The sequence below is a fragment of the Ralstonia sp. OTU4908 genome (assembly GCF_038440115.1).
Classification (GTDB): Bacteria; Pseudomonadota; Gammaproteobacteria; order Burkholderiales; family Burkholderiaceae; genus Ralstonia; species Ralstonia pickettii.
Genome location: NZ_JASATD010000041.1, coordinates 1 through 15,375 on the forward strand (window position 1 = coordinate 1; position 15,375 = coordinate 15,375).

Below are 15,375 nucleotides of genomic sequence, written 5' to 3' on the forward strand. Positions count from 1 at the left end.
GCACGGCCGCAAGCTCATCCGCCTGGGCCTGCACCGTCGCGCGCAACGTATCCCGTTCTGCTTCCGCCCGCGTGTGGTCGGTGCGCGCTTGGTTCAGCGCCGCCACTGTTTGCTCGCCGCGTGCTTCCAGTTCGCGGACGCGCTTGGTTGCCGCTCCAACTTCCGCAACCAGCCGTGCGCCGTCCTTGTTCAACAGCGTGATTTCGCCCTGCTTGACGATCACCGCCTGGTTGGCCTGCCGGATTTCCGCCTGCAGTTGTTGGACCTGTTGCTCATGCCGCCGCGTGTCCTGATCGCGCTGCTCCTTGCTGGCGTTGCGGAAGTGTTCCAGCGCCTGGTGCGCGTGCTGCAGCTTCTCCTCCAGTGAGCGCCGGAAGCCTTCTTGCTCGGCTTGCCGTTCAGTGAGGTCCCGGACCTGCTGCGCCAGCCGTTCGGCCTCCAGGGCATGCTGCTGCAGCGCCGCTTGCGTGTCGCTGAGCGCAGCCCGCACGTTGGTAATGGTGGCGTGAGCCTGCGCCAGCTCGGCGCGAAGCACGGCGAGGTCCGCCGACAGCCTGTCTGCTTCTGCCCGGACTTGCTGGCGTTGTGCCGTGGCAGCCGTAACCTGCTGGTCAACCACCGCCTGCGCTTCTTCATGCAGGCGCGCCGCCAATCTGCCGACCAGGTCGAGGATGGCGTCGGAGGTCGTGCCAGCCCGCTTGAGCGCTACGCCTTCCTCTTCTTCCAGTTCCTTCAGATAGCGGTGGATGGTCGTTTTCGAGCCCGTGTTGCCCAACGCGATACGTATCGCATCGATCGACGGGTGCTGCCCCTGGGCGAGCAGCGAATCGCGGGCACGCTTGATGTCAATACGACTGAGTCCGGCACGGGCCATGGCGTTAGTATTTGATACCGTATTACGTACTATGTATATACGTACCAAATCGATGCGTCAAGGTGGCTCCTCGGAGGCGGTTCCTCACACGTGATAATGGCGGATTATCACGTGTGATGCGATGTGAAGGTCACTCCGGCGCTCGCTCACAGTACAAATGATCCAGCGTCCTATTCTTTGGGCGACAGTGGGCGAACCACTCGAGTCATCGACGCGGAATCCGATTTGTTGGTGAATGATGCGCGCGCCCGCTTTTCGTGAAACTGCACTGTGCATGGCCATCGCACCGCTCAGGGCAGCAAAGTTGCACCGCCACGGGATATTGCGTCTGAATGGGCACCGCGCTCGCAGGGGCCGGGAAAGACAGGGCGATGTCAGCGGATAATGTCCCGGTGCGGACTGTTCTGCCCTGATTCCGGGGCAGCTGTATTTTCACAGAATTGCAACATTCTTGACTTAGCGTGTTCCCCGGCACACGGGTACTAACCCATTGTGGTGACAGATTTTTGACACAATCCGTATCGGTGTGCCCCCAATGCTAGTGGGTCGTAACGACTGAATCGGGTGGACGAGTGGCCTAACTTGACTGCATCAGGATGGCATGAAACGGGGGGGAAGATGGTCGCAGTGCTCAGTCCTGGGCCAGGAGGGACCAGGACGCGTGCGCCTTAGGGGCTACCAGCGCAGGGCAGTCGCACTAAGCAGCCTCGGTAGCCGATCAGTGGCGTCTTCTAGGCTTCGGAACGAGAAAATGCTGACACTACCGGCGAGCTCAATCCTGCGCCAGCGCATCGATAATTGGGCAAGTCGCATGGCCGTCACCTGCCTCGCACTGCCGTACCAGTCCGGTCAACACTTGGCGCATCGCGGCTAGGTCGGCCATCTTCCGGTCGATCAAGTCCAGTTTGCGCGCAGCCAGTGCATGCGTTTCGCCACACGCAGACGCTGCATCGAGCAACAGCAAGGTGCCCACCTCGTCCAGCGTGAACCCCAGCGCCTGAGCTCGTTTGACGAAGCGCACGCGCCTGATTTGTTCCGAGGCGTAGCGCCGATGGCCGCCTAGGGGTTTTGACGGCTCATCCAGCAGGCCGCGCCGTTGGTAATAGCGGATCGTCTCCACATTCACGCCGGCGGCTTCCGCCAGCCTGCCGATGGTCAGGTCTGTAGCCATCACTTTCTCCTTGATTCCGTACCTAAGTACGGAATCTAGACTAACACTTGAGCAAACAGGTTCAAGGAGTCGGGCATGCAGTTCTCCGGGAAAGGCCCGCTGGTTGCGGGCGTCCTGGCCGCCATCGGCGCATCGGTGTGCTGTGTCGGCCCGCTGGTGTTGCTCGCGCTCGGTATCGGCGGCTCATGGGTGAGCAGCCTGACGGCTATGGATCCGTACCGCCCCGTGTTTATCGGCCTGACGTTGCTGTTTCTCGGGCTGGCCTTCCGCAAGCTCTACTTGGTGCCGCGAGCCTGCACACCGGGTACGGCCTGCGCTGAGCCACGCACACTTGAGCGGCAGCGGCTGGTGTTCTGGGTCGTCGCCGCCTTGCTGCTCGGCCTGTTGGCCGTGCCGTGGCTAGCCCCGCTGTTCTACTGATTGGAGACACTCATGCGCAAACTGTTGCTGGCCATATGCGCAGCCTTGCCTCTCACAGCACTGGCCGCTGCGCCGAAAACCGTGACTCTCGACGTGCAAAACATGACGTGCGAGTTGTGCCCCATCACGGTCAAGAAATCGCTGCAAAAGGTGCCCGGAGTGAGCGCTGTAAAGGTCGACTTCGGCAGGAAAACGGCCACCGTTACCTATGACGCTGACACGACCCAACCGGCAGCATTGACCCGCGCGACGACGAACGCAGGCTATCCGTCCACCCTGCAGAAGTGACCCCGTCATGAGTGCAGTCACCCTCGAATCCGTGCTGACGTGCCCGCACTGCGGCTTTGCTAAGCAGGAAACCATGCCCACGGACGCTTGCCTGTTCTACTACGAATGCCTGCACTGCAAAACGCTGTTGCGGCCCAAGCCAGGGGACTGCTGCGTGTTCTGTTCGTTCGGCTCGGTGCCTTGCCCGCCTGTCCAACTGCAACGGGGATGCTGCGGCTGACCTGGTCCCAAACGAACGAGGGCGAACCATCCGCGGCACTAAGCTTACGGAGCGGCGAGCCAGCGCTTGCGTAGCCAAGCACCGATAGACAAGGCGCCGGCGCCGCGGCAAAGCAGCACCAGTGGAGCGGCCCCCTGAATCGCTGGACACAGTCACCCACTTAAACTACGGGTACGTAGAATGGGCCATCGTCGATATCTGGTCGCGCGCGACTCCTACCAGGCCCCACTTTGCTGCCCGGTCCAAGCAAGATTGGCATCCCGCAACGGGATGCAATGGCACAATGCGCGTGTGTTTGCGCGTTCGGGAGCTCATTGTGCGGGTACTCGTGATCGAAGACGACGTCAGCATCGCGACCAATCTCTACGACTACCTTGAGAGCGCCGGTTACGAGGTTGATACTGCGTCGAGCGGCCCAGCAGGCCTGCAACTGGCGCTATCCCAATCGTGGGATGCCATTCTGCTTGACCTGGCGCTACCGGGCATGGATGGTCTGACGCTGTGCCGCAGGCTGCGCGAGGAAGCGCGCCGCGATACACCCGTCCTGATGCTGACCGCCAAAGACACGCTGGATGACAAGCTCACTGGATTCAGGCACGGTGCCGACGATTACCTGGTCAAGCCGTTCTCGCTCAAGGAGGTCGGCGCGCGGTTGGCCGCCCTAATCAAGCGCTATAAGAGACAGGTTACGCAAACGGTCCTATGCTGTGCGGACGTGCGGCTTGACCTGACGACACTTTCCGTCGAACGTGGCGTTCGCCCTATAAAGCTGCCGCCCAAGTGCCTGCTGTTATTGCGCATCCTGATGCAATCCCCGAACCGCGTGTTCAGCCGCGTCGAACTCGAAACGCAGATATGGGGCGAGGAGCTTGGCGACAGCGACACTCTTCGTGCACACGTCTATACGCTGCGCCGCGCTCTGACCACTCACGGCGAAGTGAATCTCATCGAGACCGTGCATGGTCTTGGCTACCGGCTGAATGTGGGCGATACCGATGCGAAGTAGCCTGCGTTTCAAGGTCGCGCTCGCCTTCTCAGCGCTGACGATCCTCCTGCTGGTCGCTCAGGCGCTGGGCGTGAAAGCGCTTGCCGAAGCGCAGGAAGAGAAACTGATCGCGGCGCTGATCCACGATGACATCGCGAACCTGCTGCAGTCGTACCAGAGCGATCCGGCTCTGCTGCCGCAGTTTGACGCGAGGATGAATGGTTATGTGTCGACCGCGGGTCGGGCGACGGTCACGTTGCCCGCAACGGTCAAGGAGCTTTCCGCAGGCACTCACGAGATCATCGTCAATGACGAGGAGATCCACGTCGTTGTTGTCCCGCTTGGCAATACACGGCTGTACCGGATCTACGACTTTGGCGCCTATGAGCAGCGATTCAAGCGAGTCATCAACGCACTCATGGCCGGCACCGGCGTCTTTGCGCTGCTGACGATCTGGCTTGCGTACGGCCTGTCAGGTCTGCTGGTGCGCCAAGTGGTGGGGTTGGCGCAGCAAGTCAAAGTGCTTTGGCTCGGTGGCGGATCGGCGTCGATCAATCCCGGCAAATACGACGAAGTAGAAATCACCGAGCTGGCCAACGCGTTCAACGCGTACCATCAACGCATGGCCGACATGGTGGAGCGCGAGAAGGCGTTCACCAGCAACGTCAGCCATGAACTTCGCACGCCTCTTACCACCATCAAGACAAGCTGTGAACTGCTCGAACAGGACACGTCGATCGGTGGAAAATCGCGCGCACGACTGCGTCAGATCGAACAAGCGACCGACAACATGCGCGAGACGGTCGATGCGCTGCTGATACTGGCAAGAGAGGAATTGGCAGAGCGCCAGGAACCGGTGGGCATGACACGCATGATCGAAACAGTGCTGGCGCCCTTCGTGGACAGCCTGACTGCAAAAGGTGTCAACACGGTGGTCGACGTCGATCTCTGCCTGCACATCATGGCAAATCGTTCCGCACTTGCCATCGTGCTCTCGAACCTGATTGACAATGCGATCCGCTATACCGCGCACGGGCATATTCGTTTCTCGTATGAGGACGGTTGGCTGCAGATCGAGGATACGGGCGCAGGCATTGCCCCGCAGGCGCTGCCGCATGTGTTCGACCGGTTCTATCAAGCGGCCCCGCAACAAACGTCGACACGCGGCATCGGTATTGGCCTGTCGATCGTGAAAAAGATATGCGACCGGTATGGCTGGGCCATCGATCTCCACAGCGAGCCCGACCGCGGTACGCGCGTATGGTTACGTCTGCCCCTGGCGACCCCAGAAGCGGCACGACCTGGAACGGATCCGGCTCGTTCTTGACAAAAATTTCACAAGCAGTGGCGTAGCATCCGGGCCTTAAGCCGCCAAACCGGACGGCAGCAAGACCAATGGATGTCCAAATGCGTCGAGCATTGCCGATTGCTTTCACCCTGCTGGCGGGTTGTGCGACATACCAAGCACAACCGATCGCGCCAGCCCAGCTTGCCCTCCAGTTCCAGGAGCGCTCGCTTGTGAGCGAAGATTTGCGCGCCTACCTCTCCCGCGAGCTCGGGCAAGACGTTCAGCCGTGGCCACCGGCGCGCTGGAACCGAGAGATGCTTAGTCTGGCAGCCTGGTACTACAGCCCGGCGCTCGATATCGCGCGCGCCCGGTGGGGTACAGCCAAAGCCGGTATCGAGGTTGCCGACAAGATTCCGAACCCGGTCCTTCAATTTCCTTTTCAGTACTCGACGCCCAACCCCGGTCCCGGCGCGCCGTTCACGACCGGCCCAGCGCTCGATATCCCGATCGAGACCGCACACAAGCGGGGTTATCGCGTCGACCAGGCGTCGCACCTGTCGGAAGCCGCGCGCCTGAACATCGCGAATGAAGCATGGAAGGTCCGCTCGCAAGTCCGCGACGCGCTGCTCGCGCTCTATGCCGCACGCGAGCGTATCGTGTCTCAGTCGCGCAAGGCGGAGGCCGAGCGGGAGATCGCCGCAATGAGCAGGAAGCGCCTGGCAGTCGGTCAGTTCTCCCGGCCCGACGTCGATGCGGCGGTACTCGCCGATACCCAGGCGCAAAGCGATCTGGTCGCAACCCGCAGCGCTGAACAGGACGCCCGTGCCCAACTTGCGGCAGCGATCGGCGTGAGGGCGGCTGCGCTCGATGGCATTCGGTTCGATCTCGACGCGTTCGGCACAGCGCCGCCTGCGCCGCCGGCTGCCGACGCCCAGCGCGAGGCAATCTTCCACAGGGCCGACCTGCTCGCATCGCTTGCCGGCTACGCCGCCGCCGAGTCGGCATTGCAGCTCGAAGTGGCGAAGCAGTATCCCAACATCCACCTCGGCCTCGGTTATACCTACGACACCGGAACGAACAAGATTGCATTTGGCCTCGCCGGCATCGCGTTGCCGATCTTCGACCAGAACCAGGGCGGCATCCGGGAGGCCGAGGCCAAGCGCAAGGAGGCCGCCGCCCGAACGGCAGCATTGCAGGACACCATTCTCAGCGACCTCGATCACGCGCTTGCCCGTTACCGCTCCAGCCTCGAGGCGATGCGCTTGTCCGAGGCGTATCGGACCGACGCCCGAAAGCAGCTCGATAGCCAGGCCGCCAGCCTTGCGGCCGGCAACACGGACCGTCTGACGTACGCACAGGCGCAGGTCGACTATCAAACAAGTGAAATTGCCCATCTGAACGCTGTCGTCGCCGCCCAGCAGGCCGCCGGCGCACTCGAGGACGCCATGCAGCGAACCCTCGGCCAAGGGGTGATGGATGCAACCCCAACCGAGCAAGAGACACGGCAATGAAACTTCGACTGATTCTTTTTTCCTTCGCCTCGCTGGCCTTGCTCGTTGGCGCTGGATGGTACATCCATCAGATAGTCGCAAACTCGGGCGCCTCCGCCCCCACCGTGGCCACCCAGGTCGCTCCCCAGCCGAGCGTACAAACGGTCAATGGCGAAACGGTCGTCGTCATCAGTCCTGAGGAACAGCGCGCAAGCCACATCATGGTGACACCGCTCGTTGCCGTCACCGGACAGCGCGCTATTAGCGCCTATGCGACCGTCATCGACCTGCAGCCGCTCTTCGACCTGCACAACCGGATGGCGGCTGCGCGAGCAGACGTCGGCACGTTTGCAGCGCAGGCCGCCAATTCGCGCGCGCAGTACGCGCGCACCCGCACCTTATTCGAGGATGACCGCAACATTTCGCAGAAGAGCCTGCAGGACGCACAAGCGCTCATGCAAACGGATAACGCCAAGCTGCAATCAGCCAATGCGGCGGTAAGCGGCCTCGATGCCACGATGCGCCAGCAATTTGGCGATGCCCTCACGAACGCGGCGATCACGCCGGCGTCCGATCTGTTCCTGCATTTGCAGTTGGGTCGCGCAGTGGTGCTGCGCGTCACGCTGCCTGCGAGCTACCGCGATGTGGCACCTGCCGGGATCACGATCGAGACCCCCGAAGGCAAGTCGGTTCCGGCTAGCAAACTTTCCGCGTCGCCACTCGCCGATCCTGCCGTGCAGGGCAACCCATGGTTCTACATCGCCCAGCAAGCGCTGCCAGCGGGTACGCGCACGAGCGCGAACGTACCAACGTCGAGCCAAGTGAATGCCGGACTCCTGATTCCAGAGCAGGCGGTGGTCTGGTACGGCGGCCAGACGTGGGCCTATGTGCGCACCGCGCCCGATCGTTTTACGCGCCGCTATGTGCCGCCGGCTGGAGAAGGCGACCAAGGCTTCAAGGTAACCTCCGAATTTCACGCCGGCGATCTTGTGGTAACGCAAGGCGCTCAATTGCTGCTCTCCGAAGAACTGAAGCCGCAGGGCATCGCCACGGCCTGCAAGGATCCGCCCGAGTGCGATGAGTGAGATTGGAGCACCCGCTTGTCCGGGTGCACCCCCAGCCATATCCAACGCGAACTCAAGCCAGTCCATGCTCAACGCGATCATTCGCTTTTCGCTGCGCTTTCGCGGCGTCATCTACGCGCTGGCTATCGTCGTGGCCTGCTACGGCCTCTATACGCTCACGCGCGCGAAGCTTGATGTGTTCCCGGAGTTCGCGCCGCCGATGAGCATCGTCCATACCGAAGCGCCGGGGTTGACCAGCGAACAAGTCGAAACGCTCGTGACGCAGCCGCTTGAGAACGCCCTGGGCGGTATGGTCGGCTTGCAATCGATGCGCTCCAGGTCGATGCAGGGTCTTTCCGCGATCACGCTCGTCTTCGACGATCACACGAACGTGTTGCAGGTCCGGCAACTCGTCACCGAGCGCATCAACGGGATGGCGGCAACGCTGCCAACGGGTGTCATGCCACCCAGGCTCCTGCCGCTCACGACGACGACCAGTGTCGTGCGAATCATTGGCATCACGTCAAAGACGCGCTCGTTGATGGACTTGTACGACATCGCACAGTGGACTGTCAGGCCGCAGCTGCTGAGCGTCCCCGGCGTGGCTGACGTGATCGTGTTTGGTGGCGACGCGCGCCAGATGCAAGTTCAGGTGGATCCGGCCAAGCTGATGCGCTATGGGCTGTCGGTCCAGGACGTCATCGCAGCAGCGCGCCTGTCCACCGGTGTGCGCGGCGCCGGGTTCATCGAGAACAATAATCAACGCATCGCCGTCAACGCCGACGGCCAGATTGCCACACCGCAGAAGCTCGCTGGCGTGGTGCTGCGCTGGAGCAACGGCACGGCGGTGCGCCTTGGCGATGTCGCAACCGTGGCCTGGGGCAGCACGCCACCTGTCGGGGCCGCCTCGATCATGGGTCAAGCCGGAGTGCAGTTGGTGCTGGAAAGCCAATATGGGACCAACACGCTGGCCATCACGAAGAGCATCGAAAAGACGCTTGACGCGCTCGGGCCGGTCCTGGTCCAGCACGGTGTCGAGGTAAACGCTGGCGTGTTTCGTCCTGCCAATTTCATCGATACGTCGGTTGGCCACCTGCGCACGGCGCTCATCGTAGGCGCCGTTCTGGTGATGGCAGTCCTATTCCTGTTCCTGCTCAATGTACGCACCGCAGTGATTTCCGCCGTCGCCATTCCACTCTCGCTGCTCGTCGCGAGCATCGTGCTGACTTCTTTGGGCGTGAGCCTGAATACGATGACGCTTGGGGGCCTTGCGATCGCACTCGGCGAGGTGGTCGATGACGCGATCATTGATGTCGAGAACATCTACCGGCGATTGCGCGAGAACTGCGCGCTGCCGCAGCCGCTCGCCGTTTTTCGCGTGGTGCTGCGGGCCTCGCTGGAAGTCCGTAGCGCCGTGGTGTTCGCCACCTTCATCGTGATGCTGATCTTCCTGCCGTTGCTGACGCTCTCTGGCGTGGCCGGCAAGCTTTTTGCACCATTGGGCATCGCCTACATTCTCGCGGTATTGGCCTCGCTCGCCGTGGCGCTCACGCTCACCCCTGCGATGGCGCTTGCACTGCTCACGCGCAGACCGCTCCCGGCGCGCGAGCCGCACTGGATTGTCGGGCTCAAGGCAAGCTATACGGCCCTCTTGATGAAAATCGAGCAGCACATGAAGGCGGTCACGGTGACCGTTGCGCTGATGTGTGTGACCGCCCTCGCCGCGCTGCCGTTCATGAGTGGCAATTTCATTCCGCAACTGCGCGAGGGACATTACATCGTGCACATGGGGCTCGCACCCGGAACGTCACTCGAGGAGTCGATGCGCATCGGCACCCAGATATCGAAAGCGTTGATGCAGGTGCCAGGCGTGCGCCTCGTAGCACAGCGCGCCGGCCGGGCCAATAACGTCGTCGATCCGACCGGCGTCCAGCTCTCGGAATTCGAGATCGATCTTGAGCCGATGAGCGCTTCGGACCAGAGCTGGGCCTTATATCGCGTTCGGCAGGCGCTCGCGCGCTTTCCAGGGCTGACCACGTCGGTCAACACGTTTCTTGTCGAACGCATTGACGAGACCATCTCAGGGGCAACTGCGCCGGTTGTCGTCAACGTGTTCGGCAACAACCTCGATGTGATCGACCGCACGGCCCAGGATATTGCGCGCCTGATCGGGGCGATCCACGGCGTGGCAAGCGTGCAGGTAGCCTCGCCACCCGGTATCCCTGAGCTCGACGTGAAGCTCAAGCCTGACCAACTGAGCCGCTGGGGCTTCAGGCCGGTCGAAGTGCTCGATGCGATCCAGGCTGCCTACGCGGGCGTCACGGTATCGCAGATCTACCAAGGCAGTCGCAGCTACGATGTCACGGTGGTACTTGCCCCGTCAGCACGCCAGACGCTCGGCGACATTGGCGCGCTGATGCTGCGCAATGCAGACGGACTTGCCGTGCCCTTGCGCGAGCTCGCGACGATCCGCCAGGTCTTCGGCCGTTACCAAATCGCGCACGACGGCGGCCAGCGTATGCAAACGGTATCGATCAATCTTGGCAGTCGGCCGGTCAGCGATTTCGTGGGCGAGGCGCAAGCGCGTGTGAACCACGAAATCAAGATGCCCCCAGGGACGTATGCCGTATTCGGCGGCGAAAGCGAAGCGCGCGCACAATCGCAGCACGACCTCATTGCCTATGGCACGATGTCCCTGATCGGTATCACGCTGCTGCTCTTCCTCGCGCTGAAAAGCCGCCGGCGTGTGCTGCTTGTTATGACCAACCTGCCGTTCGCGCTGGTGGGTGGGGTGTTGAGCGTCGTGGTCGCAGGCGGTAACTTATCGCTTGGCAGCATGGTGGGCTTCGTCACGCTCTTCGGCATATCGTTGCGCAATTCGATCATGCTGATCAGCCACTACGAACACCTCGTGCACGTCGACGGCCTTCCATGGAGCATGGATACGACGGTGCGTGGGGCATCGGAACGGCTGGTGCCGATCCTGATGACCGCGCTTGTCACCGCGCTAGCCTTGCTGCCGCTCGCCGTCACGAGCGGTGCGGCGGGCAACGAAATCGAGGGGCCCATGGCGATCGTGATTCTGGGTGGCCTGATCACGTCCACCGCGCTCAACCTGATCGTGCTGCCGACGCTCGCTCTGCACTATGGGCGCTTCGAGCGCGACATGCTTGCCGAGCCCGACAGAGCTGCCGGGGGCATCGTGACGGGTGGCGAATCGTGAATGAGTCCGCCGCTACCGAACAGCTCCCCGGCGGCTTGCGTGCGTCGGCGGTGGAGCTATCGCGAGCGCAATCGCTAAACAGAGCGACAACGTGCCGAACGTTACGCGCGACGATCAGCAGCTCACTGTGGCCGGCCCGACGGCATAAGCGGCGGGCTCGACAGCTTGCAGCACCACAAGCCAGCGCAGCCGCTGATACTTGGCGGAAATGCCATATTCACTGCGCAGTGAGTATGCGTCTACCGGATGCCCCTCTGGGTGGCGGTGCCGGCGGTCTGAAACCGTGAGGCACGAAAAGGACGCGCTCTTGCGAAATCCGTGAATTAGCAACTTGTTGATTCACAAGGGAAGTTCGAGTGAAACCGTAAGAAAATGCACGAAAAGGACGGCTACCCCACCAACCCGGCGCCGTCCTTATGCAACTGAGTGATCTCGCCCTGCTTGACGATCAGCATCGGGTTGTCCGGCGCAGTTCCGCCTGGAGTTGCTGAGCCTGTTGTTCGTGTCGGCGTGCCTCCTGGCCGCGCCGCTCCTTGCGGGCGCTACGGAAATGCTCCAGTGCCTGACTTGTGGTCCAACAAGCGCCGGAAATCCTCATGCTCAGCCAGCCCTGCGGGGAGATCCTGGGCCTGCTGCGCCAAGTGCTTGGCCTCGATGGTTCGCTGTTGCAGAGCGGCTGGCGTGGCGCTGCGCGGCCGACACGGCGGGCTGCTGGTCGATCATCGTCTGCGCCTCTTCATCCAAGCGCGCCGCCAGCCGAGCTTAGATCCTGGATGGTGTCGGAAAGCGAGCCGGTACGTGCCAATGCCGCGCCTTCTTCCTCTTCCAGTTCCTTCAGGTAGCGATGGATGGTCGTCTTCGAGCCGACGTTGCCCAAGGCGATACATAGCTCGTCGATCGACGGATGCTGCCCCTGTGTGACCAACGAATCGCGGGCGCGCTTCACATCCAAACGGCTCAGTGCGGCACAGGCCACGATGCTCCTACAACTTGATACCGTATCTCGTACCAAATAGAGGCGCCTGCTAGCCTGCAGGACGCAGCAGCATCACTTGGGACGCTGGGACGGCAAACTGGCCGCAATCCTGGAGATTCACGTAGACGCGCTGTCCCTCTCGCACCTCTTCGCCTGGCGAGAGCGGCACGATAAGATGGCGTTGTCGCGTAAGCGTGTCCCCAGCACCGTCTCGACGGTGTGAGAGGAAGTTGCCAGAGTGATCCCCACCAAATTAGTAGTGGGGACCACTCTGGCAACAGAAGCACCGAAGAGATGTTCACGTAGAGGCATCCCGAATTACCCCCTTGAGTTCCGACGGCAGTTGGCCAAGCTGGCCTGCGAGCCAGGCGTATCGGTGGCGCGTCTGGCGATGGAGCACGGGCTGAATCCGAACCTGGTCTTCAAATGGCACCGAGCACTGCGTGCTGGTGACGCTTTCGCGTCCGACGATGTCGCAGTCGGTATCCTTCCCATTACAGGAAGGCCTTCGCTTTTTCCGTGTTCCTATACCCGCAACGCCAACAACGTTCCTTGCGGTTCGCCTGCCTTGGGAGGCAACGTTACGGGCTTACCCTGTTCCACATGAGTTTCAGAGCGGGTCGGATCCTTCCTATTCGCCGGCGGCGTTCCGTCCATGATGGTCCAGCACACAAAGACCATGCCTTGCCGCTTGCCGTTTGGCTCAAGCCTGTCAGCACATTTGGCTTGTTCAATGATGACGACGTTTAACGGAAGTTCACATGTGTTGATCGTTACCGCTCGTCCCTAGCCCCTCACCGCCTCTGTGCTGGCAGTTTCCACGCCCCTCGCGGGACCGAGTACCGGCTAATCCGGCGGGTACGTTGTCCCCGGAGCTTCACACCGAGCAGTTGCCCGCTCAGCATGTCCGGGTAGGGAACGGTTGATGGAACAACCGGTTTCATCGATAACTTACCTCGTGAAACAGGAACTCATGCGACTTTGCAGGTCGCACATGCGCCTTCATCCCGAAGTACCAGTTGCCGCTCTTCTGGGTCGACTGCATCTCTGGGTCGCGCTCACCGGTGCCGTTCTTGGTCGAGCTCGGTGCCGAGATCAGCGTCGCATCCACCGCCGTACCTGCCTTGAGCATCAGGCCTTTCGCGCTCAGCAGGTCGTTGACCGCAGCAAGCATCTTGGTGCCGATATCTTGCGCCTCCAGCAAATGACGAAAGCGCAGGATGGTGACCGCATCCGGCAAGCGGTCGGCATCGACGTTCAGTCGCGCGAATTCGCGGTACAGCGGCGTGTCGATCAGCGCCTCTTCCATTGCCATATCGCTGAAGCTGAACCAGTTCTGCATGAAGTGAATCCGCAGCATGGTCTCGATGGCAAAAGGCGGCCTGCCAGTCTTGGCGCGAGGACTGTGCGGCTCGATGAGGCCCACCAGTGTGGTCCACGGAACGACGCGCTCCATCTCAGTCAAGAAATCGCGCTTCCTGGTGCGCTTGTTGGTCCAGTCCAGACCCAAGGTCGTCTGTTTCATGTCCACCATCATGCCGCCACCGTGTGCTCTGCGCCAGCGCTCGCGTAAAGAGTTTTGAAGCGGGTCCTTAGGTACGTCGACGTTTTTCTCCATGATCGCGTAGTTAGCGTCGACAACGGGATTTCTTGTTTTGGCGGCGCCTATTGACATCGGCACGTGTATTTGACGGATGCTTTGCTCCGCGTTTTCTGCGCAAGTACCAGGCGAAGCCTATGAGCAGCGCAATCCATGTTACGAAGACGAGCGCCATTGTCGCCAGCACGTTGACTGGAAGGTCTGCAACCGACATGTTTCTCACGCGTGCCACCCATTGGGCAACACCTCACTGCGCAAGGGTTCGACTGGAGATTTCCTCGACATGTGCAAGGAGCCGACTGCACTTCGCCAAACGCTTTTTGCGCATTCACTTATACGGCTGGAATACGGTTGCGTTGCCATCCAAGCCGACCAGCAAGACGTTATAAGGCATGTGTCGATTGTCATATGCAGGGCTGTCCATACCTGGCGCGCCAATTGGCATGCTAGGGACCGCCAGTCCAATCGCGTATGGACTCTCCCGCAGCAATCGCCGAATCTCACGGGCCGGAACATGGCCATCAAGCGCATAGCCTTGAACAAGGCCGGTGTGACAGGAGGCATAGCGCGCTGGCATGCGGACTTTTTGTCTTGCCTCGACCGTGTCTTCGACGTCGTGTACAACCACTTCGAAACCGTTGTTCCGCAAATGCAAAAGCCAATCCCGGCAGCATCCACACGCTGGTGTCTTCCAGACCTCAATCTGGGTCTTGGATGCAGTCTTTTGTGCCCAAGCCAAGGCAGGCAAAAGCACCAGTCCTGCAATGACGGAACGCCTCATTGCTGAGACAGTCTTGATACCCGATAGTCTTGTCATAGTACTTATTCTCGTGCAGCCAAAATCGCCTAGGTTCCCGGCGGCGACAGCACACCAAGCCAAGCGACCGCAGCGAGAATCACTACGGCGAGTCCCGCCTCCATGCAAAGGCTTCGGCGCAGCGCTATAACCGCGTCAGAGTGGTCGCCTACGTCCAATGCCGTCTCCAGCTGTGGACTCAATCGATAGCGATTGGCCGCTGCCAAGCCCAGCATCGCTCCAAACAGGGCGAGTTTGAGCAGCAACAGACGCCCATAAAGGGAAGAGAAGAGTCCGTCAAGTGTCGGGCCTACGATCAGCCAATAGTTGAACACCCCTGTCGCGAGCAAAGTGGCGACAATCAACGTCCCAAGACGGGCAAAGCCATTGGACGTATGGCTCAGAATCTCGACCGCTTCCGTTGAGGCCGCGTGCCGCATGGAAGCCAGGAGCACAAACGCTGCTAATGCGCCGACCCATGCCCCAGCGGCCAGGACGTGGGCAATATCGGATGCAAGATGAAGATATCCCGTCGCACCATCGTGCATCGCCCCGTGCCCAGCCCAAGTGACGGTGACGAGCGCCACGGCGCCCAGGCCGGCACACAACCCAAAATGAGGTATCGGGCGTTTTGCCAACCAAGCAACGACGACCAGGCAGCTCACTAGCGCCACCAAGCGCGCAATCCAGGCCAGTCCGACCGTAGTGGTGGTCAGGATCATGCCGAAGATATGGCTAGTTAGGGCGCCATACTCGGTGGCACCGGTCATGGCTTTGGCCATCACCACGATGCTCCACAGCGACAGGAGGATGCCCAAGGCGGCAGTGGTTCCAACGGTGCAGACGTATCGACGCGCAATCGCCGATGCTCGGTGATCGGGCCGCAACGCTTGCACGCCGAACAGCGAGACACCGAACAGGATCGTCAAATCCAGATACAGCGCAAACCGCAAGGCGATATTGAGCCAATCGTCTGCCAT

The 15,375-nt window shown here is 61.3% G+C and carries 14 protein-coding genes and 1 pseudogene; 9 read left to right on the forward strand and 6 right to left on the reverse strand.

Going from position 1 to position 15,375, the window contains the following annotated elements; translation table 11 throughout:
- Both AAHM38_RS21950 and merR read right to left on the reverse strand, forming a co-directional pair.
- Positions 1-874, reverse strand: an 874-nt coding sequence (locus AAHM38_RS21950; protein WP_342234318.1) for a DNA-binding protein, incomplete at its 3' end; no start/stop codon positions are given.
- Between the two features lie 772 nt (positions 875-1,646).
- On the reverse strand, positions 1,647-2,045 hold the full coding sequence (gene merR, locus AAHM38_RS21955) for an Hg(II)-responsive transcriptional regulator (RefSeq protein ID WP_021197807.1): 399 nt from the start codon (positions 2,043-2,045) through the stop codon (positions 1,647-1,649).
- A gap of 75 nt (positions 2,046-2,120) precedes the next feature.
- On the opposite strand from merR, the gene AAHM38_RS21960 reads away from it, so the two are divergent.
- The 8 genes from AAHM38_RS21960 to AAHM38_RS21995 all read left to right on the forward strand — a co-directional run bounded on the left by AAHM38_RS21960 (position 2,121) and on the right by AAHM38_RS21995 (position 11,023).
- Positions 2,121-2,465: a mercuric transporter MerT family protein gene (locus AAHM38_RS21960; protein WP_021197808.1), complete on the forward strand. Its 345-nt coding sequence runs from the start codon at positions 2,121-2,123 to the stop codon at positions 2,463-2,465.
- A 12-nt stretch (positions 2,466-2,477) separates the two neighbouring features.
- Positions 2,478-2,753 (forward strand): mercury resistance system periplasmic binding protein MerP, encoded by a 276-nt coding sequence (gene merP / locus AAHM38_RS21965; protein WP_021197809.1) that lies wholly within the window; start codon positions 2,478-2,480, stop codon positions 2,751-2,753.
- Between the two features lie 7 nt (positions 2,754-2,760).
- Positions 2,761-2,973, forward strand: coding sequence for a GDCCVxC domain-containing (seleno)protein (locus tag AAHM38_RS21970; RefSeq protein ID WP_081659386.1), 213 nt, complete (start codon positions 2,761-2,763; stop codon positions 2,971-2,973).
- A gap of 316 nt (positions 2,974-3,289) precedes the next feature.
- The gene (locus AAHM38_RS21975) at positions 3,290-3,979 is read left to right on the forward strand and encodes a response regulator transcription factor (protein WP_031330287.1); all 690 of its coding nucleotides are present in this window, start codon (positions 3,290-3,292) and stop codon (positions 3,977-3,979) included.
- Positions 3,969-5,285 carry a sensor histidine kinase gene (locus tag AAHM38_RS21980; protein ID WP_021197811.1) on the forward strand — a complete coding sequence of 439 codons (1,317 nt, stop codon included), beginning with the start codon at positions 3,969-3,971 and terminating at the stop codon, positions 5,283-5,285. Before AAHM38_RS21975 ends, AAHM38_RS21980 begins: the two co-directional genes overlap by 11 nt.
- An 80-nt stretch (positions 5,286-5,365) precedes the next feature.
- Complete coding sequence (locus tag AAHM38_RS21985; protein ID WP_031330288.1) at positions 5,366-6,757, forward strand: TolC family protein; 1,392 nt, start codon at positions 5,366-5,368, stop codon at positions 6,755-6,757.
- Positions 6,754-7,821 carry an efflux RND transporter periplasmic adaptor subunit gene (locus AAHM38_RS21990; protein WP_021197813.1) on the forward strand — a complete coding sequence of 356 codons (1,068 nt, stop codon included), beginning with the start codon at positions 6,754-6,756 and terminating at the stop codon, positions 7,819-7,821. The genes AAHM38_RS21985 and AAHM38_RS21990 overlap by 4 nt, the downstream gene beginning before the upstream one ends.
- A 64-nt stretch (positions 7,822-7,885) precedes the next feature.
- Positions 7,886-11,023 carry an efflux RND transporter permease subunit gene (locus AAHM38_RS21995; RefSeq protein WP_009241631.1) on the forward strand — a complete coding sequence of 1,046 codons (3,138 nt, stop codon included), beginning with the start codon at positions 7,886-7,888 and terminating at the stop codon, positions 11,021-11,023.
- A gap of 736 nt (positions 11,024-11,759) precedes the next feature.
- Here the strand turns inward: AAHM38_RS21995 and AAHM38_RS22000 are convergent.
- The gene (locus AAHM38_RS22000) at positions 11,760-11,999 is read right to left on the reverse strand and encodes a DNA-binding protein (protein WP_009241632.1); all 240 of its coding nucleotides are present in this window, start codon (positions 11,997-11,999) and stop codon (positions 11,760-11,762) included.
- Between the two features lie 259 nt (positions 12,000-12,258).
- Here AAHM38_RS22000 and AAHM38_RS22005 point away from each other — a divergent pair.
- Positions 12,259-12,498: pseudogene (locus AAHM38_RS22005) on the forward strand (transposase); the annotation flags it as partial.
- 441 nt (positions 12,499-12,939) lie between these two features.
- Here the strand turns inward: AAHM38_RS22005 and AAHM38_RS22010 are convergent.
- From AAHM38_RS22010 to copD, 3 genes are all read right to left on the reverse strand, one after another.
- On the reverse strand, positions 12,940-13,524 hold the full coding sequence (locus tag AAHM38_RS22010; protein WP_256731011.1) for an IS5 family transposase: 585 nt from the start codon (positions 13,522-13,524) through the stop codon (positions 12,940-12,942).
- A 403-nt stretch (positions 13,525-13,927) separates the two neighbouring features.
- On the reverse strand, positions 13,928-14,416 hold the full coding sequence (locus AAHM38_RS22015) for a DUF411 domain-containing protein (protein ID WP_080633406.1): 489 nt from the start codon (positions 14,414-14,416) through the stop codon (positions 13,928-13,930).
- A gap of 29 nt (positions 14,417-14,445) precedes the next feature.
- Positions 14,446-15,375, reverse strand: a complete 930-nt coding sequence (copD, locus tag AAHM38_RS22020) for a copper homeostasis membrane protein CopD (protein WP_004635312.1) — start codon at positions 15,373-15,375, stop codon at positions 14,446-14,448.

Coding starts and splice junctions, on each gene's coding strand:
- merR (WP_021197807.1), bottom strand. CDS start 2,045: ATGGCTACAGACCTGACCATCGGCAGGCTGGCGGAAGCCGCCGGCGTG.
- AAHM38_RS21960 (WP_021197808.1), top strand. CDS start 2,121: ATGCAGTTCTCCGGGAAAGGCCCGCTGGTTGCGGGCGTCCTGGCCGCC.
- merP (WP_021197809.1), top strand. CDS start 2,478: ATGCGCAAACTGTTGCTGGCCATATGCGCAGCCTTGCCTCTCACAGCA.
- AAHM38_RS21970 (WP_081659386.1), top strand. CDS start 2,761: ATGAGTGCAGTCACCCTCGAATCCGTGCTGACGTGCCCGCACTGCGGC.
- AAHM38_RS21980 (WP_021197811.1), top strand. CDS start 3,969: ATGCGAAGTAGCCTGCGTTTCAAGGTCGCGCTCGCCTTCTCAGCGCTG.
- AAHM38_RS21985 (WP_031330288.1), top strand. CDS start 5,366: ATGCGTCGAGCATTGCCGATTGCTTTCACCCTGCTGGCGGGTTGTGCG.
- AAHM38_RS21990 (WP_021197813.1), top strand. CDS start 6,754: ATGAAACTTCGACTGATTCTTTTTTCCTTCGCCTCGCTGGCCTTGCTC.
- AAHM38_RS21995 (WP_009241631.1), top strand. CDS start 7,886: ATGCTCAACGCGATCATTCGCTTTTCGCTGCGCTTTCGCGGCGTCATC.
- AAHM38_RS22010 (WP_256731011.1), bottom strand. CDS start 13,524: ATGAAACAGACGACCTTGGGTCTGGACTGGACCAACAAGCGCACCAGG.
- AAHM38_RS22015 (WP_080633406.1), bottom strand. CDS start 14,416: ATGACAAGACTATCGGGTATCAAGACTGTCTCAGCAATGAGGCGTTCC.
- copD (WP_004635312.1), bottom strand. CDS start 15,375: ATGGCAGACGATTGGCTCAATATCGCCTTGCGGTTTGCGCTGTATCTG.